This is a genomic window from Streptomyces antioxidans (genome assembly GCF_000968685.2).
Lineage (GTDB): Bacteria > Actinomycetota > Actinomycetes > Streptomycetales > Streptomycetaceae > Streptomyces > Streptomyces antioxidans.
In genome coordinates this window covers 1-23,215 of sequence record NZ_LAKD02000002.1, presented here as the reverse complement: position 1 = coordinate 23,215, position 23,215 = coordinate 1, and the positions used below count along the sequence as shown (strand labels likewise).

Genomic DNA, 23,215 nt, shown 5'->3' with positions numbered 1-23,215 from the left:
GTTGCGCACGGCGGACGGTCCGTGGCTGAGCCGGCCTCACCGCTCACGGTCAGGGTCCACGGTGAGCCGTCACGCGCTGACCAGAGCGAAACCGCCGACCGTCGCGGCACGCAGCGCGTCCGCACCACCGTCGCGCGGAAGACGATCTGGCTCGCCGCCCGCCCTCGGGGCGGACTTCCGCGGAGTGAACACCCCCTGGGGTGCTGTGCCCATCGTGGAACGATCCCATGAGACCCGGACCCGTCCTTGAACCCCACCCCCCTTTTGACCGTGGCGTCGTACAGAGCCAGAACGCTGGGTGCCGTCGCAACGGAGCGACGTACCCGCGTGGCGAACCGCACCACGAAAGAATGGGCAAGCACACCATGGGCCGACACCGACGAATATCCCGGCTTCCCCGTACCGCCCCGGCGTCAAGAGCCGTGCTGGCCGTTGGCGCGCTTGTGCCGACGCTGACCTCGGCGGGGGCAGCCCGGGTCGTCCCCTCACAGCCGGTGGTCTGCACCTCGGACGAGCCGGAACTCGCCGCCAGGCTCTCCGAGGACATCGCGTCGGCACTGGACGGCTCCACGACCACGACGGCGATCAGCCTCCACGACCGCACCACGAACACCACCTGCACCCTGGACGCGGACCGGAAGTTCGACTCCGCGAGCACCGTCAAGGTGACCGTGCTCGCCACGCTGCTGTGGGACGCGCGGAAGGACGACCGCGCCCTGACACAGAAGGAGAGGAAGCTGGCCACCGCCATGATCACAGAGTCCGACAACAATGCCACCACCACGCTGTGGGACCAGCTCGGGACCGACAAGGTCAACGGATTCCTGCGGGCCGCTGGAATGACCGATACCACCCTCGACGGCGAGGGCCTCTGGGGGCTCACCCAGATCACCGCCAACGACGAGGCGAAGCTCCTCCAGCTCGTGACCCGCGCGAACCGGGTGCTCGACGACGACTCCCGCGCCTACATCCTGAAGCTGACGGGCGAGGTCATCCCCTCACAACGCTGGGGCGCCCCGGCCGGCGCGCCGAGCGACGCCCAGGCGCACGTGAAGAACGGCTGGCTGGAGCGGGTCACGAACGCCTGGCGCGTGCACAGCCTCGGCACCTTCACCGGCGGCGGCCACGACTACACGCTCACGGTGCTCTCGCAGGGCAGCGGCACGATGAACGAAGGCATCGACACCATCGAGAGCGTCGCCCGCGCGGTCCACACGGACCTCAATGCCTGACCGGAACGGGACTGCGGAACCCTGGGGCAAGGCGGCCACGTTCTTGCAGGCGCCGGGCTTGGAACGGGAGTCTTCGAGGAGTCCTCCCGGCTGCAACTGCTGCCATGGGCACCCTGAAGTGGCCACAAAGGGGATCGCCGCCAAGCCTCACGGCCTCCGTACCGTCTCGGCCGCCACTTCGCGGCCGAGACGGAGCAGGCCGGGCTGTTCACGGCGGTTGCCCTCACCAGCGGCTACGGGCTCAACAACCACGCCGAGCAGATCTTCGCCAGCGGTCTGGGAGCTCGCACGAGTTCCGGTTCACGCTCCGGGGCGGAAGTCCCCTGCCTGTTCAAAACCGAGTTCCAGCAGGGCGGCACGGAGCTTTGCTGCGGCTTCATCCAAGGCTGACTGATCCTCCTCCTGCTTGGCCTTGCTGAAATCAAAGTCGGACATGTCCCAGACGGGAGCGACATGTATATGCAAATGCGGCACCTCAAAGCCTGCGATGACCAGGCCGGCGCGCGGAGCGTTCCAAGCCCGCTGCACCCCTTGCCCAATGGCCTGGGCCACCTCGAAGCAACGCGCCAGGAGGGCCCCGTCAGCGTCCGTCCACCGGTCGATCTCACGCCGCGGCACAACAAGAGTGTGACCAGGCCGCAACGGAGCGATGGACAGAAACGCGACGATCTCCGGATCCTGCCAGACGAAGCGCCCGGGCAGCTCGCCAGCGATAATACGCGAGAACAAAGTGGTCATACGTAACATCCTTTTACATAAAGGAGCGTCCATATTGCTCGGGCAATGACGGCCGGAGATGCGCCCACGGCCGCGCTCGCTCCAGCTGCGCGGCCAGTGCCAGCAGCTCGGGCTCCGAACCCGGGCGCCCGACGAACTGGACGCCGAGCGGCAGCCCACTCGTGGTCCGACACAGCGGCACCGACGACGCCGGACGCCCGGTCACGTTCGCCAGCTGGGTGAAGGGCGCCGGCTCGAGGTTCGCGGCGGCCAGTTTCTCGACGAGGTTCATCCGGCCCAGCACACCGCCGATCCGGGCGGCCAGCAGCCCCCGTGCGGCGAGCCGGACCGGCAGGGCGAGATCGAACTCGCCGATGGGCCACGCCGGCCGGGCCGTGGTCGGGGTGAGCAGCATGTCGTAGCGCTCGTGGAACGCGGCCAGCGCCCGGGTGTGCTGGTGCCAGCGGGACTGCGTGGCCAGATATCTCGGCGCCGGAAGGCTCCGGCCGATCGCGGCCATGATCCGGGTCTCGATCTCGAAGTCGTCCTCGGCACAACCGGTGAACTCCCGTGCAGCGGCGACCTCGGCGGCGACCATCGCGTACCAGGTCGTGAGGAAGTCGGTGGCCAGGCGCTGCCCGTCGATGGCCGGGGCGGCCTCCTCCACGACGTGTCCGAGTGCGGTGAGCAGCTCCCCCGCGTCCAGAACCGCGGCGGCGGCCTGCGGATCAACCGGTCCGCCGAGCGAGGACACCGTGCTCAGCCCGATCCGCAGCGGGCGCGGGCCGTCGACGACGGCGTCGGCGTACGGACGCTCCGCCGGAGCCACCCGGTACGGGCCCTCCGGTACGGAGCCGGCCAGCACGTCGAGCATCGCGGCGGAGTCACGGACCGTACGCGACAGCACGCCCTGCACCGCGGCGCCGTGGAAGACCTCGTCGACGTCCGGCCCGGACGGGACGACGCCACGCCCCGGCTTGAGCCCGAACAGCCCACAGGCCGCAGCCGGAATCCGGATGGAGCCCCCGCCGTCGTTCCCGCCCGCGACCGGGACGACCCCGGCCGCGACGGCCGCCGCGGACCCGCCGGAGCTGCCACCGGGCGTCCGCGACGGGTCCCAGGGGTTGCGGGTCGGGCCCCCCGCGACCGGCTCGGTTATCGCGCGAGCGCCGAACTCCGGGGTCGCGGTACGGCCGAAGACGACCAGACCGGCGTCGAGCCAACGCTGTACCACCGTGGACGTCTCCGGGCGCGCGAAGCGTGCCAGCGATCGATTCCCACTGCCGGTCGGAACCCCGGCGAGATGCTGGCCCAAGTCTTTGATCAGGAACGGGACGCCGGCGAACGGCCCGGACAGCGGGCCGCGAGCGCGGGCACGGGCGTCGTCGTCGAGTCGGTGGCGGATCGCGTTGATCGTCGGTTCGACGGCATCGGCACGGTCAATCGCCGCCTGGAGCAGTTCAACCGGGCTCACCGCCCCGGACTTCACCAGCTCGGCCAGCCCGACGGCGTCGTGCTCCCGGTACTCTTCCCAAGTAATACCCATACGAGTGTTCCCATCAGAGCGATAAGGGGGCCGGTCCGCGGCATGTCCGGCGTCACGCCTCGGTCATCGGCGTCCCGGCCACGTCATCGGCGTCCGGGCCACGGCCTCGCGTGGGTCTCGGCCGGCCGGTCACGACCGCGTCAGACACTGCGTAGCGATGTTGATCAGCCCTGACCTGAGTCAACACTGTGCCGCAACGGCACACTCAAGCTCATGGATACCGGGATCGGAGGCAGAAGGGGTGTCCGGCTGCCGGCCGGCGTAGGCCCGTCCGCCTTCTTGCGATGCCGAGTTGACGTCGTCATGGACCTCGGACACCGGCGTCCGACGACCCCCACCCGCGCCACCCGGTACGCCGGGCGGTTCACAACAACGGGTACCTCCGCGGCGGCGTCGCCGAGGTACCCGTTTACCGTTGGCTGGTCCCCGGACCCACAGGGCCCACGGATCCGCGTCGCCAGCGGAAGCTGTCCACCTCGTCACTTCCTTACAGCCGCCATCCGCTGTGCGCGCAGATCCGCCTAGCGACTGCTCACGGAGCCGGGATCGCCGGGAGCAGCAGGTACGACGTCACATCGGGACCGAAGTGCAGGGTGACCGCGCCGCCGAAGATCTCTGCCGGACGATCCTCCGGGTCGGTGTGGATGAAGGGACCGACGCCCGTCGTCGGATACATCGCGTTCTCGATTTCGGTGCCTTGGTTGCTGTAGTCGCGACCACCGATGCCCAGCTCGAGGACGTAGCCGGCCGGGACCACGATGCTCGTCGGCCAGATCTCGATGTCGACGTCGACGGGCTCGCCGGGGACGAGCAACTCGATGGAGTCGTGGCTGTGCACCGGTCGATAGGGCTCGGACCTGTCGGTGTCGAGTCGCCGGTGGGAGGCGCGGAGCCAGCCCAACGCGATCGGCACCTTCGGATCGTTGGACCCGATGAACGTGACCTCGGTGCCCTGCGGGTCGTAGAGCCTCAGGCTCAAGAAGAGATCGGCGTCGGCCGTGGCGGACGAGATCCGCAGTTTCGCCGCGGCTGGACCGGTGAACTCTCGGTCGTGGCCGGCAGGCGGGAGCCTGAAGCGCAGGTCTTCGTGTTCCGGCTGGTAGCTCAAGGTGCCCGAGGCGCCCGGCGAGGTGCGCAGCTCCATGGTCTCCGGACACAGATGGAATTCGGTCCACTCGGTCCGTGCGATCGGCCACTCCTGCTCGAATCGCGGTTCGAACCTCTCTCCTGGATGGCGCACGAGAAGCTCGACGGGCGGCCGATCCAGCCAGCCGTTCTGTTCCCCCTTCAAGAATGTGCCGAAGAACTGCTTCTGCAGCCCGAGCCCGCGATCGTTGTAGAACGGATTGAAGTGGGTGTCCCCGTGCATCTCGAGCCACTTGAGCTCGGATCCGGCCGCCAGGAACCCCTCTACGTTTCCGCGCGTGTGCAGTCCCATCCCGCCCCAGTTGCCGGCCGACAGCAAGGGCACCTCGATCCGGGACAGATCGGCGGAGCGCTCCTGATAGAACTCTCCGTTCACCGGGCGCGCAAGGAGCTCCGCGTAGAGGTCGCGCCGGTTCTGCCGCAGGACGTCGTCATCGAGATCGACGTCACCAGCGACGGGACGGCCGGTGTTGCGGTCGGTCGGTCCCCGGCTGCCCATGCCGTACTGGACGGTGAACATCTGGCGTGCCTGTGCTCCCTTGACGAACTCGCACGCGATCCCGCCATGGCGCGCACCCTCGCGGTAGTGGTCGGCGAAGCCCTCCCACACACAGATCGCCGCGAGATGGGGTGGCCGCAGGGCGGCCACCTGCCACTGGTTGGCCGCGAAGTAGGAGATACCGAGGAGGCCGACCTTCCCGTTGCTCCACTCCTGCTGCCCGGCCCACTCGATGCACTCGTACAGGTCACGAGCCTGGAGCGCGGTCAAGACGTCCAAGAAGCCCGGGGACCGTCCGCTGCCCCGGGAGTCGACGCGGACACACACATATCCGTCGGGGACCCACTTCTCGGGGTCCGCCATCTCCCAGTTCTGGTAGCGACCCGTCGACCCGTGCGCCACCTCCGGGTACGCCTCGTGCATGCGCCGCCAGTTGGCCGGGTAGCCGTCGGCCAGGTGCAGGCCCTTTCCGTAGGGGCCCATCGCCAGGATCACGGGATAGTCGCCCGGCTCCGTCGGACGGAACACGTCTGCACGCAGGACCGTGCCGTCACTGACGCGGATCGGGGCGTCCCAGTCGATCGTGATCCCGTCGACCCCGGCGGGTTGGTCTCGCAGGTGTGCCATCGTCAGCTCAGCTCTCTCTTGAGTATTTTTCCGGTGGACGTCATGGGCAGCGCATCGCGGAACTCCACGAGGCGCGGGTACTTGTACGCGGCGAAATGTTCCCTGCCCCAGGCGATGAGCTCGTCCGCGGTGAGCTGAGCGCCTGGCTCGGCCACGACGACGGCCTTGATCTCCTCGCCGTGGGAGACGTGCGGGACGCCGACCACCGCGACGAGCGAGATCGCAGGATGCGTCATCAGCACCTCTTCGAGTTCGCGGGGATAGACGTTGTATCCGCCACGAATGATCATGTCCTTGGACCGGTCGACGATGACGAAGTAGTCGTCGCCGTCCTTCCTGGCCAGATCGCCGGAGCGGAACCAGCCGTCCTTGATCGCCTCGGCCGTGGCCTCGTGCCGGCCGTGGTAGCACTTCATGATCTGGGGGCCCTTGATCGCGATCTCGCCGATCATCTCGGGGTCGCCCGTGGGTACGTCGCTCCAGTCGTCGTTGATGAGTTTCATCTCGACGCCTGCTATCGGCTTGCCGATGGAGCCGACGCGTGGGTCTTCCCCATAGACGCTGAATGACGAGATGGCAGAGGTCTCCGACAGCCCGTATCCCTCGAGGATGGTGACGCCGAAGCGATTCTGGAAGTCCGTGTGCACCTGGGCAGGTAGTGCTGAGCCACCCGCGGCGGCGACGCGGAGGTGGGCGGCGATCTCGGCGACCGGGACGTCGGGGGTCAGCGCGCCGAGCAGACCCCAGTACATGGTGGGAACACCTGCGAAGAACGTGACCTTCTCGCGAACCATCGTGGCGAGCGCGGATGCGGCCTCGAACCGCGGCAGCATCACCACAGTGCCGCCGAAGGCGAACGCGGCGTTCTGGATCACCGTCTGGCCGAAGGCATGGAACAGTGGCAGTGCGCACAGGTACGTGTCGGGTCTTTCTGCGTCCGCGCCGTACATGCCCTTACCCGACAGCGCGGTGAAGTGCATGTTGCGGTGGCGCAGCTCGGCGCCCTTGGGCTGACCCGTCGTTCCCGAGGTGTAGAGAATCACCGCGGTGTCGTCGTCGTGGCGCTCGACTCTCTCGAAGGCGGGCGACTGCTGCGACCACGGCGCCGGCCCGCTCCCGAAGACCACGAGAGCGACATCAGTCCCGTCGACCGCTTGGCGTGCCGTGTCGCCTGTGGGGAGTTCCGCCGTGCCCTCGAAGGCGAAGTAGGCGACAGCGGCGGAATCATTGAGGTGGTAGGCCACCTCGCGCGCCTTCAACAGCACGTTGAGCGGCACGACAGTCGCGCCGGCTTTCAGAATGCCGAAGTAGACGATCGGGAAGAGGGGCAGGTTCGGACACGAGAGCGCAACCTTGTCGCCGGGCTTCACGCCGTACTCGACCAGCAGGTTCGCCACCTGGTTCGCCGCCCTGTCCACCTGGGCGTAGGTCAATCTGGTGTCGCTGAACACGATTGCGGTGCGCTCCGGATACATACCGGCCGAGTTCTCCAGCAGGCCGGCGAGGTGACATCCAGTCATGGCCGTTTCCCTTTCGATGAGGCGACTCACTCGATGCGGAGCGGACTGTCCGGCACCAAGGCGGCTCGAGTACGCGTTGCCGACTCACGAAACGCGCTCCATATGCGCTCCGGTGATGGGGCCGTCCAGCGGCCCGGTCACTGTGCGACCCGGCCGGGACGGGCCACCACGGTGTTGCGCAAGGTGCCGAGACGCTCGACCTCGACCTCGACGACGTCGCCGGGCCGCATCAGCCAGGGCGGCGTACGCGCGTAGCCGACCCCTGAAGGGGTTCCGGTGGCGAGCAGGTCGCCCGCGCGGAGGGCGAACGTGCGGCTGATCAGCGCGAGAGTGTCACCGACGGTGTAGACCATCTGGTCGGTGCTGCCCTCCTGCACCACCTCACCGTTGACCCGCGTCCGGATGGTGAGCCCGTGGCGGAGGTCGCCCACCTCGGTGGCGGGTACCAGTGGCCCGAGCGGTCCGGAACGGTCGGCGTTCTTCCCCAGGGTCCACTGCGAGGTCAGCTTCTGCGCTCTGCGCGCGGTGACGTCGTTGAACGTCGAGTAGCCCACCACCGCGCCGAGTGCCTCTTCCGGCGTCGCGTCGGTGAGGGTCGCGCCGACGTAGGCGACGACCTCCCCCTCCCAGTCCAGACCGTCTTCATCGGGGGGAATCGGGATCTCCGCCCCGTCCACCGCAAGTGAGGCCGGCCAGCGAGCGAACAGCGTGGGATGGGGAGGGATCCCGTCTGCTGCGTACGTTCCCTCGGCCAGATGCGCCAGGTAGTTCAAGCCGACGCAGATCACGCGCGCGTCGGGAAGCACGGGCGGCACCAGGTCGACATCGGTCGCGGCCAGCGAAGGTCCGCTCGGTGGCAGCGTCACCGCATGGTGGGGATCGGCCCAGAACTCTTCCAGCCCGCAGATCGGCGCGACCCCGGCGCCATCCTCGGCGAGCCTCGCGACGACGGTGTTCCCGCCGGCCTCGCGCAAACCGACCAGCCGTATGCCCATGTGAGGTGCCTTCCTGGAATGTCGCAACGTTCTCGAGCCGGTGCCGGTGCCGGAGCCGGAGTTGACGTCGGGGGTCGCGCGCGGCGTCCGCAGCGGCTATTGCGCGACCTGGTATTTTTCGAACGAGGCGGGATCGATCGAGACACCTGTTCCTGGCACCTGAGTCACCGCCACGAAACCGTTCGTGACCTGCGGACGGACCGCGAAGAAGTCTTCTGGCAGCCAGTCGTAGTATTCGACTACCAGGGCTGTGGTTCCACAGCACACCAACTGACTGTGCAGTTCCCATGAGGTGTGGGGAGCCACGGGGATGTTCCAGGTGTCGGCGAGCGCGAGGACGCGCATGAACTCCGTGACCCCGCCCATCCGATGGGCATCGGGTTGCAGGATGTCGACGGCTCCGTGCTCCAGCAGCTCTCGGAATCCGTAACGCGAGTACTCGTTCTCACCGGCGGCGATCGGCACCCCTATCGTGCCGTGCAGCCGACCGTAGTCGTGGATGGAGTCTGCGAGGATCGGCTCCTCGAGCCAGGTGATGTCCAGGTCGGTGATCGCGGCGGCGAAACGACGGGTGGTGAGCAGGTCATAGCGCTGGTTCGCGTCGACCATGACGCGACCGGACGGGCCGACCGCGTCGCGCACGATCTCGACCCGTCGGACCGCGTCGTCGAGGTCTGCTCCGACCTTCAGCTTGACGCCCCAGAAGTCGCGGGCGGCGTAGTCCTCGGCGGCCGCCCGTAGCTCGTCGTGTGACATCGAGACCCAGCAGCCGTCTCCGTAGACGGGAACCTCGGGGGCCACACTGCCGAGATGGGCGTGGAGCGGCTGGTTCGCCGTCCTCGCGCGCAGGTCCCACACCGCGATGTCGACCGCCGAGATGGCGTACATGGCCACGCCCTTGCGGCCCCGGCTCAGCGAGTGCATGAACATGCGTTGCCACAGGTCGCGGACGCGTGCCGGGTCTGTCCCGATCACGAGCGGAACCAGTTCGGTGCTGAGGAAGGACGCCACGGAGGCGCCGCCGCCGCCGATGACCGTGGTCCACCCCTCCCCCACCCTGCCGTCGGTGTCCGTGACCCGCACCACCACCACACCGAGGACATCGAGGGCGGACCCGTAGCTGCTCCGAATGGGGTGCGGCTGCGGGACGGCGAGGTGGTGCACCTCGGCCTGGGTGATGACGGCCACGTGGGGTCCTTTCGTCGGAAGGCGGGGTGCCTTGCTGGGAGCTGCTGTCACGGACTGCCGTCGGCGGACCGGAGGATTCAGTGACCTCCCGACTGCGACACAGCTGAGTCCGTCGTCGCGGGCTCGTCGCCGATCGACCGCGGAAGCAGTAACAGCGTGAGTCCGGCAAGGAGTGCGGCTGCTCCACAGGTCGTCCACACGGTGAGGTATCCCGAAAGGGGGGCGTATCCCTCGTCCAGCCCTCCCAGCGAACCGGTCGCGGACAGCACGATGGCGAAGACAGCTGTCGCGATGGTGCCGCCGATGGTCTTGGCCGCATTGGTCATTCCCGTTGCGAATCCGGTTCGATCCGATGGCGCCGCCGCCGCTGCCAGAACGGGAAAGGCAGCCATGACGGCTCCCGAACCCAGACCGGTGACAACCAGGTTGACCACCGCTTGACCGGGCGAATCATGGAAGGGCAGCCAGAGGCCAAATCCGGCCGAGCCGACGAATGCCGCGGACACCACCGCCCGGCGTGCTCCGAGCAGACCCGCGACAAACGGGAAGACGACCGCACCGATCGCGATGAAGATGACGTGAGTTCCGATCGCGACGGACACGAACTGTGCGCCGGCGCCCAATCCATAGCCTGTGACGTCGGGGTCCGTGCGGGCGAAGGTGACGAGCGGGATCTCGGCGCCGAGAACCGCGATGCCGAACAAGAGCGCCGCCAACTGCACGGGCCACTGCGCGCGGATCCTCAAAAGCCGCACGTCGATCACGGGTTCACGCTGGCGCGCTTCGTAGCGTACGAACGGGATCTGGATGAGCAGGCAAACGATGACGAGCAGCCAGGCGAGTGGACTCGTCGCACCCTGGAGATGCAGAAGCACCATGCCGGCCAGGAACGAGGCAAGCGAGGCCGCCAGCAGCCCGAGCCCCACCCAGTCCGGACGCGCCGCAGAGGCAGTCGGCCCGTCACTCTCGATGCCGAACCGGACCACGATGATGCAGGCGGTGGTCAGGACGGCTGGGATCGACAGCAACACCGGGAGCGGCACCGCGCCCGCCAGGGCGCCGCTGGAGACGGACCCGGCGATGATCGAGATGTAGAACGCACCGACAAGAAATCCTGCCGCGTGTCGGCTCAGGCGGTGTTGGTCCTCGGACCCCGCTGTCCGTCGATAGATGATCGCGATCTCGATCGGGAGCCAGACAGCACATGCCCCCTGCAGCGCGTAGCCGATGAGAAAGGTGGTAAACGACGGGGCGAACACCAGAATCCACGACCCCACCGCCGTGAGAGACGTCGTCCAGATCAGCACCTGCTTGTGCCCTCGGACGTCGCCGAGTCGGGAGAAAGCGAGCACCATGAGTGCTGCCATGCCGTGCTGGATGGTCTCGAACCAGTTGAACTCGCCATCGGAGATACCGAGGTGGTCGGCGACATCGGTGATGATCGGGCTGTAGAAGCCGCGCATGATGCCGTAGACGAGTTCGGTGAAGACGAGGAGTCCGATCACCTTCGCCAGTCGCGAGACAACCAGGCCCGGCGGTGGAGCGGCGGCTGAGTGCGTGTCGGCTGCCATCGGGAGGGGAACCTTTCGATCTGCGGACCACGCCGGGCATAGCGTCAGCACTCAGCTGCATGGCGGGAATCACGCGAGTTCTGCGAAAGCTGCGCGGGCGACGCTGACCACGGTCACCACGGGTGTGCGGAGGTCAGTCGAACAGATCGGGAGAGTCCGCGACGATCTGGTCCCACAGAGGCTGGAACTGGAACCAGCCGGCGACCGGATTCCCCGTCTGATTCCGCACGTCCACCGCCGTGTCGTGGTCGACGAGGGTCGGCGTGCCGGCAGCCATCGCCAGTAGTTGGGTCTGGCAGGAGCGCTCCATGGTGATGAACCACCACGCGGCGGCCGCGACGGACTGCCCCACGGTGAGGAGACCGTGGTTCTGGAGGATGACCGCCTTCGCACCGCCGAGCGCGACACCGATCCGCCGGCCCTCCTCGATGTCGTTCACGACGCCGCGGAAGTCGGAGTAGAGCCCCTGATCTTCGTAGAACGCGCACGCGTCTTGCGTGATCGGCGCGAGCGGGATGCCGAGCGCGGCAAAGGCCTTGCCGTGCGGTGAGTGGGCGTGGGCGGCGGCGACCGTGTCCGGCCGGGCCTTGTGAACCTCGGAGTGGATACAGAACGCCGCCCGGTTCACCGGTCGCTTGCCATGGAGCAGGTTGCCGACGTGGTCGACATGGATCAGGTCCGACACCTTGATCTGGTTGAAGCTCATGCCGAACGGGTTGACCCAGAAGGTGTCGGCGTGTTCCGGATCGCGGGCGGTGATGTGGCCGGCCACCCCCTCGGAGAAACCGAGCCTGCCGAAGACCCGGAACGCGGCCGCGAGCTCACGCTTGCGGTGCTCCCGCTCCTCCTCGACGGTGAGGTTGACCGGAGGCAGCGGCAGTTCGAAGTCGTCGGGAGCGGGCCCGATGCTGGCGCGGACCATCTCCAGGACGTCGGGCGTGACTGTGCTCGTCATCACTACTCCTTCTATAAAATACAGACCTGTATTCGATAGGGCCGATACTCCGGCCTATCCGGCCGACGTGTCAAGCGGTGCGGTCCACCCGGGAACGACGAGGGTGGCGTGATCGGCGGGCGCATGGACCCCCTACCTGCGAGGGAAGGCCAGGGAGAGGGAACGACCCATAGCGGTCCGGGGGTTCCATCGCTCGGCCGGTGAGCGCACCACTCACGCCACACCAGCAGCTCTGGCGAGAAGCGTCGCCATCGACGCACACTGACTGGAGGTTTTCGGATACACTCATGTATCTTGCAGGGACGAGCATGGAGGAGCAGTGCCACGAGGATCGACCGGCCAGCGTGCCGTGACGACCGCCCGGCTGCTGGAGAGCGCCGCCGAGGTCTTCGCCGAGCGTGGCTTCAACGGGGCCAGTATCGGAATGATCTGCGAGCGGGGCGGCTTCACACGCGGCGCGTTCTACTCCAACTTCGCAAGCAAGGACGAGCTCTTCTTCGCAATGTTCGAGGCGCATGCCGATGTGACGCTCACACGGTTGCGGACCGCTCTGGAGCAGGCTTCTGGAGCGAGCGATCCGCTCCAGCACTTCGCCAGCCTCGCGAGCCGCCAGTCCGACAACGATCGGCAGTGGTTCCTCATCTCGACAGAGTTCACCCTGTATGCGATCCGCAACCCCGCGGCGGCGGCCGCCCTGGCCCGCAAGGACGAGGAGGTCCGTCAGGAGATCGGGCGGATCTTCACCGAACTACTGGCGATGGCCGGCCGCGAGTTCGTCATTGATCCCGCTCTGGTGGGCCGCTTCGCGGTCGCCTTGCGTGAAGGCGGCAACGCCCAGGCGTTCGTGGAGCCGGGAAGCCTCGATGCCCGGCTCATGGAGCGGTTGATGCTGCCGTCAGTTCTCGACGCATTCTCGCGGGCCTCCTCCGACCCCTCAAGCGATTCCCAGAGGACCGACCGCCAGTAGGAGCGAGAGACGAGATGGCCAATTACGCGGACTTCAATATCGGGCTCTACTTCACGGGGCTCGGGGGCGACAACCCGCCGCCGTACCCGGTGACTTTCGCGGGCCTGGAAGCGGCTGCGCGGGAGAAGCTGGAACACCGACTGTTCGACTACGTCGCGGGTGGGGCCGGTGATGAGCACACCCAGCGCGCCAACGTCACCGCTTTCGAGCAGTGGGGGATCATGCCGCGCATGCTCGCCGGCGCAGCCGAGCGCGACCTGTCGGTCGAGCTGTTCGGCCACCGGCTCCCCACCCCGCTGCTGATGTCACCGATCGGCGTCATCGGCGTGATGACCGACGACGAGCACGGCGACCTCGCAACCGCCGCTGCCTCGGCGACCTCCGGTGTGCCGATGGTGGCCTCAACCCTCATGCAGGACCCACTGGAGGACGTCGCCGCCGCACTCGGTGACACTCCCGGATTCTTTCAGCTCTACACACCCAACGACCGCGACCTCGCGGAAAGCCTCGTGCGCCGCGCCGATGCCGCCGGCTTCAGCGGCATCGTGGTCACCCTCGACACCTGGACCCTGGGCTACCGGCCCCGCGACCTGCGGCACGCGACATTCCCGCAACTGCGGGGATACTGCCTGGCCAACTACTTCAGCGACCCGGTCTTCCGCTCACGGCTTGCCGCCCCGCCCGAGGAGGATCCAGAAGCCGCAACCATGCACTGGGCGACGACCTTCGGCAATCCCACCCTGACCTGGGACGACCTCACCTGGCTGCGCAGCCTCACCGACCTCCCGCTCCTACTCAAGGGCATCTGCCATCCCGACGACGTACGCCGCGCTCGTGACGGTGGCGTCGACGCCATCTACTGCTCCAACCACGGCGGCCGGCAGGCCGCCACCGCCCCCGCCCTCGACCTGCTGCCCGCGGTCGTCGAGGCCGCCGACGCCATGCCGGTGATCTTCGACTCCGGCCTTCGCTCAGGCCCTGACATCGTCAAGGCCCTCGCGCTGGGTGCCACCGCCGTCGGCATCGGCCGCCCCTACGGTTACGGCGCCGCGATCGGAGGCCAGGCCGGCATCGAGTTCGTCCTCTCCTGCCTGCTCGCAGAAGCAGACCTGACCATGGGCCTGAACGGCTACGCCAGCATCGCAGAGCTCACCCCGGACGTGCTCGTCCGAGGCTGGGACAGGAAGGCTTCCGCTGAGGAGTGCTTTCAGAAAGCTGGGAGTCTGCGGGCGAGGACCATGCACTGAGCGAGTTGGAGAAACGCGTCGTGCATGTCGTCCCGGCCCTCCCAGCGCATGCGTAAACGACGCGGGCCGTGGAGATGGGCGATGGCGGATTCGGCGACCCAGCGGATGCGGCCCAGCCCTGACCCGTGGGTCTGTCCGCGACGCGCAATCCGCGGAGTGATGCGCCGTTCGCGGAGCCGTCGGCGATAGATGTCGTGGTCGTACCCGCGATCGGCGTAGACCGCTCGCGGTTTGCGGCGGGGCCGGCCCCGCTTGCCCCGCACCGGCAGCAGGCCATCGACCAGCGGCAGGAGCTGGGTGACGTCGGGCTCGGCGCTGTCGCCCGCGGCCTACGCACTGCGTACCGGCCGCGGAGCGGCGTGCCCCGCTTCTCGCACCGCCGCAAAGCTCTCGACGAGCACGCCCGGCAGGTCGTCGCCGCACTCCGCTCAAAGGAAGCCCGCCTGGACGTGGATCGGCGTGCTGCTCTCCCGCAGCTTGCCGACATGCTCCTGACGATCGCCGAACGCTATTGCCAGGCCCGTGTCGGCGCCCTCCTCGAGAAACCGACCTCGAAGGCGTACCGCCTGGCCCAGACCGCGAAATGACAGGCCCGGGCCGGTTCTACGGCTAACGCGATGAAACAGCGTGCTGCTGGTGAACCTGTCGGGTAGCCGAGCTGAGCGTTGTCTGGCTCGTGGGGGCGTCACCATGGACCGTGGCGGAGGAACTGTGGGAGCGAACCCCCGGGCGCCCGCTGCGGCTGCCCGGACGACGCGCTCCCCGAAGGTTCGGGATCATCAACCGTCACCACCAACGACAACCCGAAAACCTCAGTGGATCCCGGCGACGGTGGCAGTTCGTGACTCATGACTGTTCTGCTGGCTGTTCTGCGCCGGTGACGTAGGCGTCGCCAGTCGAACGGATTCACAGATCACGAACCCGTGACACCATCCAGCGTCATTGGCGAGCTGCCCTGGCTCGAGTCTTGATCGCGAGGATGACGTCGTTCTTGGCGTCGGCGTAGTCGTTCATGTCGTTCCACTGCTGGCTGAGCAGAGCTCGTTTGACACTCTCGTACAGGGCGCGATCGTCCGCATTGGTGCGCAAGTGGTCACGGAAGAGAAGGTACTCGTGCACCGCTGCGTCCCCTCGTTCATATACGTGCACGTGAACGTCGCGAGTCGGCGTACGCACGAGCCGATGTCCTGGCTCGCGAACCCGCAGTTCGTAACCTGCGGCCAACAGCGCGTCGAGGTAGTCCTCCTCCGCTGTGATGTCGGCCACCGCGACGACGATGTCAACAATCGGTTTGGCGGCAAGGCCTGGAACCGAAGTCGATCCAATGTGCTCGATATCGACGTCCACTGCCGCCAACGCGTCAAGGATCCGACGCCGGTGATGCAGGTAGACCTCCGCCCACCGGGCGTCATAGCTGCCAAGGCCGACCTCGAGCGCTTCTGGACCACCGATGATCTCGACCGTCGTGACGTCCGGCCGACGAGGCTTGCTGCTGTTCATCACCAACACGTCCTTTACGTCTCGCGCCAGTTCACCAGCTCGATCGACGGGGCTGCGGTTGGCGGCTTCGTCGAGCCTCGCCGTCGTCACGCGCGCTCGGCGGATCGGGACCTGCGTCGCGCCGAGAGCGGCGACGCGTTCCTACTCGACCCAGAAAAGGTCGATTCTACCGCGCAAGAACCCGATCTGGGAGCGGTCCCTAAGTCTGCCGCCGCTATCCCGGGTCCTCACTCGAGCGGCTCTCGGCAGACAACGCTTGCAATGAAGTCTGGCCTTAGTTACATTTTCGGGCTGACCATTTCGGCCCGGCCAGGCTGTCGAGGTGCCCGGCAAGGTGGGCAGGACCCGCCGCGTGTCAGCGGCGAAGCCCGCGCCATGGGCTCTACACAATCTGGAGCCAGTGATGACCGACACCGGCAGCGTCTCCGACGGGTTCCACACCTTCGACGAGCTGTACGAATTCAGGCTGCTCTACCACGCACACGCAGTCCGGGCGTGGCTGGCCGCCAAGTATCCCGTCGTCCGCTCATGGAAGCACCACGACGGTGAACCATGCTTCGGGGGCGGCTGGTTCATAGTCGTGGCGCAGCTCCCCACGGGGCAGGTCAGCAATCACTACCGAGCCAATAGCTGGTCGTTGTTCGGTGACGTGCCCGAGGTAGAGACGGCGCCCGTGTGGGACGGGCACAGCACCACCGACGTAGCTCGCCGGCTGCGCACCCTCCTCAGCGGGGATGGATCTACGAGCGCGGCGAGTTGACGCTGCGCCGATAGGGCAGTCCGCTTTCGGCATGAGTCGCGGAGGGCATCCCCGGCGCCGCCTTCGCCGACCTCCCACATGGACGGCTGCAGCTTGATGCTGATCTCCGCCTCTCCGCTGCCTGCGTGGTGGTGGACAGTGAGCTGGGTGATCTCGGAAAACTGCCGCAGCATTCCCTGCGGCGCCTTGGCCAACGTGAAGGAACCTCTTCGAAGAATAGAAGTCGCGGACTGCGTTGGTAGGGGCGGAACCCCAATTGATAGCGGGACAAGCGGACCCGTAAGAACCTCGCGATACCGGCCCGGTGCCCGAGTTGACTATGGGGAGGGCGCATGCTGCAGCACCGCCTCGTAGTCGAATTCCGCCTGGTCGGTGAGCAGCACCACGGCGTCGGACACTGCGATCTCCTGCGCAGTCGCTTCCGCGGCCCGTTACTCAGCCCGCGGAACGCCCAGCACCTCCAGCATCCTGGCGAGTGGCTTGTGGGCCAGGAGCCCACTCCGCCCCTCGCCGCACATGCCCGTTCGTTCCGGCCGCCAGACCGGGGTCGGTCGCGGGGCGTGAGCGCACGGCCCAACGAACTACGGGCGACATGGCCCAGCCTGCCAGGAGGAACACGCAGCTGAGGATCAGCCAGCCCGGTACGCCCCATCCGATCAAGAGGAAGGTCAGTGCCGTTGGGGCAAGCGTCTGATTGACGGCCATGCCGGTGTTGAAAAGGCCCTGGTACTGCCCCTGCTGGGTGTCAGGTGCCAGTTCGTAGGACACGACCCAGGATGCGGCGGACTGCGTCATCTCGCCATATACGTGCAGCGCTGCCGCTGGGATGAGCACGGCGATTGCCGACCAGGTCCCTCTTCCCGATGAGAGAGCGAAGAGTACGCAGGCTGCCGCGAGTCCCAGTCCTGCCATGCGGAAGGCGCGCAGAGCACCTGCGAGGGTGTCTATACGTCTGCTGATTCTTATTTGAAGCGCTACGGCGGTCAGGGTGTTCAGGACGATCAGCGTCGCAGCGAGGGACCGCGGAGCACCGGTATGCAGCGCAATCCACAGGGGCAGGATCACATCCAACAGTGGTGCGTGTGTCACGAGGAACATATTGATAAGTGATACCAACGCATAAGGGCGGTCTCGCAGCACGGCGAACCTCGGCTCGCCTGATTGTCGGGTGGGTGCTGGCTCGGCCCGAGGCAAGCGTGTGATGAATGCGGCGCAGACAAAAAACGAGATTCCGGTCAGCAAGAAGATCGTGATGTACGCCGCCCGGCTGTCTAGCTGTAACGCGACGGCACCGAACGCTGCACCTATGGAGACGCCGATGTTGATGGTGACCCGCAACTGAGCACGGGCCATCACGAGATCCCGGTCCTTGAGAACTGCCGTCATCAGCGACTGGCGAGCAGCCTGACCACCACGATCAAAGAGCATGTAGGCGCATGCCAGCACTATGAAGAGCCGGTATGAGTCGATGAAGACGTACGCGACGGTCACAGCTCCGGTCAATACGACCAGTAGTGCCGACACTCTGCGCGCGCCACGTTGGTCTGCCATATGCCCGAATGGGACACCGGCAACCACGCCTGCGATTCCGGCGACACTGAGCCCCATGCCGAGTTGGGTCGGGGAGAAGCCCACGATTCGAGTGAAGTACAGCACCGCGCACGTCATGAAGGCACCCTTGCCCGTCGCGGTGATCAGCTGCGCCAATATCAGGGTGCGTGCTGGCGGGGGTAGGTCCACCCATGGCTTCAGCATGGCAACGACCCCCAAATCACTATGCACAGGGTGCGGGGCTTATCCCCGACGTGAGCACGAACTGCACACGATTACACGTCTTTTCGCAACGAAACTCCCTGATAGAGCATCCCCCGCCCTCATGCATTCCTCACCCGTAGCGGTGGACGACCTTGCCTGCATTCGACCAGGGTGGCAATCGATCGTTCCCTGATGCTCTTGTGATCTGGGACACACTGTGGGCAAAATGGGCAAAGTGTGTGCGCATTGGACATCTTTGGTGCGCATGCAATGGCGAAGCCGGTCTTGCAGGTCGCTCAATTGGCCCGATATCGGTAGCAGATGAGGGTAAAGGCGATGCTGGTGAAACCAGGTACCTATCGAAACGTACGGGGGCGTCTGTCCTGAAACCTGACGGGGGGAGGAGAAATCCTGGCCTTACGACTTGACGCCACTTCAGCTGCCCTGCCTAGGGTTGCTGGCGCAAGGGCATCTCCGGGATGTCTTGCACATGCAGGCACGTCTCCGGAATGTCACGTCGCTCACGACGCAACGGGAGATAAGTGATGATCGATCTGACCGCCGCTGAGAACGCCGAGCTTGACGACCTCTTCACTGACACCGAGCCCACTCCCTACAGCGCGGCCGATGGCGTAGAGGGACTTACGCCAGTCGGCTGCTGATAGCCCTTCTATCCGGAGCACGCTCGCGCCCTAATAGCGGTCTCGTCGCTGTTGGGGTTCCTTCGTGCACGGCGTGGCGGCGGCGCACAGTCGCCGCCACGCCCGCGAGAGCTTTATCTTGCCGCGAGCAAAAAGTCGGATTGAGGCTATTGACCCATGAGGCCGAACGCCCATCTCGGCGACTCTTGAAGCTACAAACCCGACTGAGTTTCTGACCAGTTGACGAATCATGCGCAGCCGTGCAGAGGGTGTTCTTCACCGGAACTCACCGGGTTCGCGCCGGAGGAGACCATGGCTGCACTGCTGCCGCTCATCGACGCAGGAGTCGGCCGTGCTCGTCGGGGATACGCCTTCCGATGTGCGGGGCGGCTTGGCGGCGGGCGTCCGCGTGGTGGCCGTCGCGACCGGGCGTACGACCCCCGATGAGCTGCGAGCCGCAGGAGCCGCAGAGGTGGTTAACGACCTAGCTGACACGGATCGGATGCTGAGGCTCCTGACCGGCTGAGTACGCACAGACGAAGAGGGCCCTCCGGCCCGAAGGCCAGAGGGGGCTCGCGGATCAGAGGCGGCGCCGGTCGGGAGCGAGCGGGGCCGGTGTCGTTGCGCCAGGACAGCAGCGCGGCGATCTTCCTGTACGAGACGGCTGGCTCCCGCGCCCGCAGATCCAGCACCACTTGGCGGCACATCTTGCGCCATTCCCCACCACGGTTGGCCCGACGGGCCAGCACCTCGCTGATCGCTCTCGCGCTCTCCTGCAGGTCGGCCATCGCTTCCACCGCGTTCATGGCGTCGATCAGCCGCTGAGCCCCCTCGGCCACACCCGCAGACAAAAAACGAGATTCCGGTCAGCAAGAAGATCGTGGTTGGGTCGGGGATAAGCCCACAATTCGAGCGAAGTACAGCACCGCGCACGTCATGGAGGCATCCTTGCCCGTCGCGGTGATCAACTGGGCCAATATCAGGGTGCGTGCTGGTGGGGGGAGGGGAACGTCCACCCGTGGCTTCAGCATGGCAACGACCCTCGGATCACTGTGCACAGGGCGCGGGGGTTATTCCTGATGGATTCTGGCTGGTTCCACAGCGGGTCGCCTATTGAGGCACCGCCAGCAGCGTGGAGTTTCCGCACTTCACGTTCTCTGTTTCCAATACGTAAGAGCGAAACGCGCGGACAGACCGGCATGTCATGACGGCTCATTCGAAGTTCGTGCAAGTCGCTCAATATTGCCACTCAAGTTTGCATTGCGGGCATCACGGCGCGAGCACGAACCGCGCACGATTACCCGTCTTTTCGCAACAGAACTCCCTAATGGGACATCCCCCCGCTCTCATGATTCTGCACCCGTAGCGGTGGGCGATCTTGCCCGTATTCGACCAGAGTGACAATCAATCCACCCCTAGCGTTTCTTTAACCCAAAACACACTGTGGATAAAGTGTGTGCGCGTTGGACATTGGTTCGCCCAATGACACGGAACTGCAAGGGACTTGACGTCCCATCAGCGGTTTCGCCTAGGGTTTTGCGGGCAAGGACATCTCCGGGATGTCTTGCGCATGCAAGCACTTCCTCGGAATGTCACGTAGCTAAGACGCAACGGGAGATAAGTGATGATCGATCTGACCGCCGCTGAGAACGCCGAGCTTGACGACCTCTTCACTGACACCGAGACCACTCCCTACAGCGCGGCCGATGGCACAGTGGGAGGATTCACGCTGGTCGACCGCTGACCCCTTCGGTCCTGAGCACGCTTGGGTCCTGATAGCGGTCTCATCGTTGTTGGGGTTCCTTCGTGCACGGCGTGGCGGCGGCGCACAGCCGCCGCCACGCCCGCGAGAGCTTTATCTTGCCGCGAGCAAAAAGTCGGATTGAGGCTATTGGCCTATGAGGCCGAACGCCCGTCTCGGCGACTCTTGAAGCTACAAACCCGACTGTGTTTCTGACCAGTTGACGAATCATGCGCAGCAAGCCGCCGGCCGCCAGACCTGTCCGAATAAATGGCCTGCGGTGTTAATGACAACACGGGATTACATGACAGAGCAGGGGGTCGATGCGTGCAGAAGGTGTTCTTCACCGGAACTCACCGGGTTCGCGCGCCGGAGGAGACCGAGGCTGCACTGCTGCCGCTCCTTGGTGAGTACGGCATCACGCGGCTCGCCGACGTGACGGGCCTGGATACGCTCGGCATCCCTGTGGTGATGTCAGTGCGGCCGCTGGCCACCACACTGTCGGTGTCCCAGGGCAAGGGCGCCAGCAAGCTGCTGGCCAGTCTCTCCGCTGCCATGGAGGCTATTGAGCTGTGGCATGCGGAGAACGCGGTTCCGCCTCCCACACTCTCCGGTGTCGCGGCGTCCGGTCTTCGTCTGCCCTACGACGTCACCGAGTTGAGGTGGCCCGCGGGGAGTCTTATCTCCGAGCACACACGGCTGGACTGGATTGACGCGCAGCTCCTCCCGTCTGGCCAAACGGTGCCCGTACCCCGTGGCGCTGTGGCCCTGGGGGAGATGCCGGACTCCTGGCAGGTTCCCGGTCTCACCAACACGTCCAACGGTCTGGCCTCGGGGAACACGCTCGCGGAAGCAACGGTGCATGCCCTGTACGAAGTCATCGAACGGGACAGCGTCACCGTTCAAGCTGAGATGCCCGTACAGGAACGTCGATGTATCGATCCGGCATCCGTCGACGACGAGCACTGCGCCGATCTGATCTCCCGGATCTCCAGCGCCGGCGGATTCCTGGAGCTTGAGGACATCCCGGGCCGGACTCATGTGCCGTGCATGAGCGCTCGCCTCTGGCACGAGGACCTGGCGTCCTCGGTGATGCACGGTACCGGTGCGCACGGCGACCCGGCCGTCGCTCTGTCCCGCGCGATCACTGAGGCCGCGCAGTCGCGGCTCACCCAGATTTCCGGCGCTCGCGACGACATCGCCTCTGCCAGGTACCGTCCTGGGCACTTCTCCCGCCCCGAACTACCCGACCAAGCCGTGGCCTGGGCCGACGTGCTCTCCGGCTATCCCGATCGCCCCTTCGAGACGGACGTCGCCGAAGCCGACTGGCTGGCCGGCCGGGTCCACGAGGTGACCGGAAGCGCGCCCATGCGTGTCGTACTAGCTGAGCGCGAGGAGTTCGCCGTGGTGAGGGTGGTCGCCCCAGGGATGCTGCATGACGAACAGCCCGATGCATCACGGCAGTTGACGAAAGGGGGCGTTCGATGACCGTGCACGTCTTCCACGGACCGAGCGTCACGGCCCGCGAAGTCACCGAGATCCTGGGTGACTTCTGCTCGCACCCTCCGGTGCGGCACGGCGACTTGCTGGCCCTCGACTACCGCGCCGGTGACGTCGTCCTCCTCATCGACGGCGTTTTCCACACCGTCCCTCCCGTGCGGCACAAGGAGATCCTGTGGCTGCTCGCGCAGGGCGTCACCGTCGCAGGTGCGGCGAGTATGGGCGCGCTGCGTGCCGCGGAGCTGCATCCGTACGGAATGCACGGCATCGGCCGTGTCTTCGAGATGTACCGCTCCGGTGTGATCGATGCGGACGACGAGGTTGGCGTTGCACACACTCCGGACGGCCATCCGCTGTCGGTCGCTCTCGTCGATGTGCGTGCGAAGCTCGACGAGGCCGTACAGGCCGGGGCATTGAGCACTTCCGAGTCGGACAGCCTGCTCCGCCTGGCGCGGTCGATCCACTACATGCAACGGAGCAGGGGCGCACTCAGGAAGGCAGCGGAGGAGGAGACTTGTCTCTCGGCTTCGGCCAGGGCCTGGTGGACCGGGCCAGACGGCCCACTCTCCGAGAGTGCGGGGCTGAAGCACGCCGACGCACTGACGGCGCTCACGGCGGTAGCCGAGGGGCGCCTGGCACCGTCGGACACCAGGGCATTGGCGGAAGCGGCGTGGTTCACACCGCGGCTGCACCACTGGGTATGGCGCTTTCGCCCCCGGAGCCCGGAGATCGGCCCGGTACCGTTCACGGCTGAACTCCAGCACCAGCAGCTGTACGACCCCGGCTTCGCCAACCGCTGGCGCCGCTTCGTGCTGGCCTGGATCGCTGACGAACACTGCGCTGACGACGACAGCACCGGACACCAACGGCACGTAGAGTCCCGCGCGATCGAAGCGGCGCGGGCCCGCGGAGTGACGCTGGAAACGCTGCGGCCGCACCAACTCGGCTACTGGCTCACCCCTACCGAGACGGCGATGCCGGAAGCTGATGAGCAAATGCTGCGGCTGCTGGTCCGCTCAATCCGTCTCGGCGGCGCCGACGACCCCCGGCTCACCAACCAAGCGCACGCCGCGTACCTCCTCAATCCCCAAATCGACAGCACCGGAGC

General features: G+C 66.4%; 18 protein-coding genes and 1 pseudogene. 7 read left to right on the top strand and 12 right to left on the bottom strand.

The features are described from left to right. Positions 1–69: 69 nt before the first annotated feature. Positions 70–213 carry a hypothetical protein gene (locus VT50_RS39235; protein ID WP_158083178.1) on the bottom strand — a complete coding sequence of 48 codons (144 nt, stop codon included), beginning with the start codon at positions 211–213 and terminating at the stop codon, positions 70–72. A gap of 152 nt (positions 214–365) precedes the next feature. Here VT50_RS39235 and VT50_RS01970 point away from each other — a divergent pair, with 152 nt between their 5' ends. Continuing rightward, entirely contained in the window at positions 366–1,232 is an 867-nt protein-coding gene (locus VT50_RS01970; RefSeq protein WP_053048458.1) for a serine hydrolase, read from the top strand. Between the two features lie 300 nt (positions 1,233–1,532). Here VT50_RS01970 and VT50_RS01965 read toward each other — a convergent pair whose 3' ends face one another. The 8 genes from VT50_RS01965 to VT50_RS01930 form a co-directional block, all read right to left on the bottom strand. Then, positions 1,533–1,970 carry an HIT family protein gene (locus VT50_RS01965; RefSeq protein WP_046084951.1) on the bottom strand — a complete coding sequence of 146 codons (438 nt, stop codon included), beginning with the start codon at positions 1,968–1,970 and terminating at the stop codon, positions 1,533–1,535. 13 nt (positions 1,971–1,983) lie between these two features. Further along, entirely contained in the window at positions 1,984–3,495 is a 1,512-nt protein-coding gene (locus VT50_RS01960; protein ID WP_240529008.1) for an amidase, read from the bottom strand. A gap of 532 nt (positions 3,496–4,027) precedes the next feature. Then, positions 4,028–5,767, bottom strand: a complete 1,740-nt coding sequence (locus tag VT50_RS01955; protein WP_046084952.1) for a CocE/NonD family hydrolase — start codon at positions 5,765–5,767, stop codon at positions 4,028–4,030. Between the two features lie 2 nt (positions 5,768–5,769). Further along, positions 5,770–7,287, bottom strand: a complete 1,518-nt coding sequence (locus VT50_RS01950; RefSeq protein WP_046084953.1) for a long-chain-fatty-acid--CoA ligase — start codon at positions 7,285–7,287, stop codon at positions 5,770–5,772. Positions 7,288–7,424: 137 nt separating this feature from the next. Next, the gene (locus tag VT50_RS01945; protein ID WP_167396578.1) at positions 7,425–8,282 is read right to left on the bottom strand and encodes a fumarylacetoacetate hydrolase family protein; all 858 of its coding nucleotides are present in this window, start codon (positions 8,280–8,282) and stop codon (positions 7,425–7,427) included. 96 nt (positions 8,283–8,378) lie between these two features. Beyond that, entirely contained in the window at positions 8,379–9,470 is a 1,092-nt protein-coding gene (locus tag VT50_RS01940; protein WP_053048455.1) for a mandelate racemase/muconate lactonizing enzyme family protein, read from the bottom strand. Positions 9,471–9,547: 77 nt separating this feature from the next. Beyond that, entirely contained in the window at positions 9,548–11,041 is a 1,494-nt protein-coding gene (locus VT50_RS01935) for an MFS transporter (RefSeq protein WP_046084954.1), read from the bottom strand. Positions 11,042–11,174: 133 nt separating this feature from the next. Next, entirely contained in the window at positions 11,175–11,996 is an 822-nt protein-coding gene (locus VT50_RS01930) for a class II aldolase/adducin family protein (RefSeq protein WP_046084955.1), read from the bottom strand. A gap of 319 nt (positions 11,997–12,315) precedes the next feature. Between VT50_RS01930 and VT50_RS01925 the strand changes: the two genes are divergently transcribed. Both VT50_RS01925 and VT50_RS01920 read left to right on the top strand, forming a co-directional pair. Beyond that, positions 12,316–12,963 (top strand): TetR/AcrR family transcriptional regulator, encoded by a 648-nt coding sequence (locus VT50_RS01925; RefSeq protein WP_167396577.1) that lies wholly within the window; start codon positions 12,316–12,318, stop codon positions 12,961–12,963. 14 nt (positions 12,964–12,977) lie between these two features. After that, positions 12,978–14,210, top strand: a complete 1,233-nt coding sequence (locus tag VT50_RS01920) for an alpha-hydroxy-acid oxidizing protein (protein WP_063893199.1) — start codon at positions 12,978–12,980, stop codon at positions 14,208–14,210. On the opposite strand, the pseudogene VT50_RS01915 reads toward VT50_RS01920, so the two are convergent. Together VT50_RS01915 and VT50_RS01905 are read right to left on the bottom strand one after the other, a co-directional pair. After that, positions 14,171–14,515, bottom strand: a pseudogene (locus tag VT50_RS01915) (transposase); the annotation flags it as partial. The gene VT50_RS01920 and the pseudogene VT50_RS01915 sit on opposite strands and share 40 nt — an antisense overlap. Before the next feature lie 634 nt (positions 14,516–15,149). Then, positions 15,150–15,713 (bottom strand): GrpB family protein, encoded by a 564-nt coding sequence (locus VT50_RS01905; protein WP_046084957.1) that lies wholly within the window; start codon positions 15,711–15,713, stop codon positions 15,150–15,152. A 400-nt stretch (positions 15,714–16,113) separates the two neighbouring features. Here VT50_RS01905 and VT50_RS01900 point away from each other — a divergent pair, with 400 nt between their 5' ends. Continuing rightward, positions 16,114–16,470: a WDGH domain-containing protein gene (locus tag VT50_RS01900; RefSeq protein ID WP_046084958.1), complete on the top strand. Its 357-nt coding sequence runs from the start codon at positions 16,114–16,116 to the stop codon at positions 16,468–16,470. A gap of 435 nt (positions 16,471–16,905) precedes the next feature. Here VT50_RS01900 and VT50_RS01895 read toward each other — a convergent pair whose 3' ends face one another. After that, on the bottom strand, positions 16,906–18,177 hold the full coding sequence (locus VT50_RS01895; protein ID WP_158083177.1) for an MFS transporter: 1,272 nt from the start codon (positions 18,175–18,177) through the stop codon (positions 16,906–16,908). Between the two features lie 939 nt (positions 18,178–19,116). On the opposite strand from VT50_RS01895, the gene VT50_RS41240 reads away from it, so the two are divergent. The 3 genes from VT50_RS41240 to VT50_RS38220 form a co-directional block, all read left to right on the top strand. Next, positions 19,117–19,392 (top strand): HAD hydrolase-like protein, encoded by a 276-nt coding sequence (locus tag VT50_RS41240; protein WP_420822164.1) that lies wholly within the window; start codon positions 19,117–19,119, stop codon positions 19,390–19,392. Positions 19,393–20,934: 1,542 nt separating this feature from the next. Then, positions 20,935–22,095, top strand: coding sequence for a YcaO-like family protein (locus tag VT50_RS01880; protein WP_046090867.1), 1,161 nt, complete (start codon positions 20,935–20,937; stop codon positions 22,093–22,095). Beyond that, a partial coding sequence (locus VT50_RS38220; RefSeq protein WP_107424709.1) for a TfuA-like protein occupies positions 22,092–23,215 on the top strand: 1,124 nt, incomplete at its 3' end. The genes VT50_RS01880 and VT50_RS38220, both read left to right, overlap by 4 nt.

Excerpts from the sequence above, each read along its gene's own strand:
- VT50_RS39235 (WP_158083178.1), bottom strand. The coding sequence starts at position 213 with ATGGGCACAGCACCCCAGGGGGTGTTCACTCCGCGGAAGTCCGCCCCG.
- VT50_RS01970 (WP_053048458.1), top strand. The coding sequence starts at position 366 with ATGGGCCGACACCGACGAATATCCCGGCTTCCCCGTACCGCCCCGGCG.
- VT50_RS01965 (WP_046084951.1), bottom strand. The coding sequence starts at position 1,970 with ATGACCACTTTGTTCTCGCGTATTATCGCTGGCGAGCTGCCCGGGCGC.
- VT50_RS01960 (WP_240529008.1), bottom strand. The coding sequence starts at position 3,495 with ATGGGTATTACTTGGGAAGAGTACCGGGAGCACGACGCCGTCGGGCTG.
- VT50_RS01955 (WP_046084952.1), bottom strand. The coding sequence starts at position 5,767 with ATGGCACACCTGCGAGACCAACCCGCCGGGGTCGACGGGATCACGATC.
- VT50_RS01950 (WP_046084953.1), bottom strand. The coding sequence starts at position 7,287 with ATGACTGGATGTCACCTCGCCGGCCTGCTGGAGAACTCGGCCGGTATG.
- VT50_RS01945 (WP_167396578.1), bottom strand. The coding sequence starts at position 8,282 with ATGGGCATACGGCTGGTCGGTTTGCGCGAGGCCGGCGGGAACACCGTC.
- VT50_RS01935 (WP_046084954.1), bottom strand. The coding sequence starts at position 11,041 with ATGGCAGCCGACACGCACTCAGCCGCCGCTCCACCGCCGGGCCTGGTT.
- VT50_RS01930 (WP_046084955.1), bottom strand. The coding sequence starts at position 11,996 with ATGACGAGCACAGTCACGCCCGACGTCCTGGAGATGGTCCGCGCCAGC.
- VT50_RS01920 (WP_063893199.1), top strand. The coding sequence starts at position 12,978 with ATGGCCAATTACGCGGACTTCAATATCGGGCTCTACTTCACGGGGCTC.
- VT50_RS01900 (WP_046084958.1), top strand. The coding sequence starts at position 16,114 with ATGACCGACACCGGCAGCGTCTCCGACGGGTTCCACACCTTCGACGAG.
- VT50_RS41240 (WP_420822164.1), top strand. The coding sequence starts at position 19,117 with ATGCGCAGCCGTGCAGAGGGTGTTCTTCACCGGAACTCACCGGGTTCG.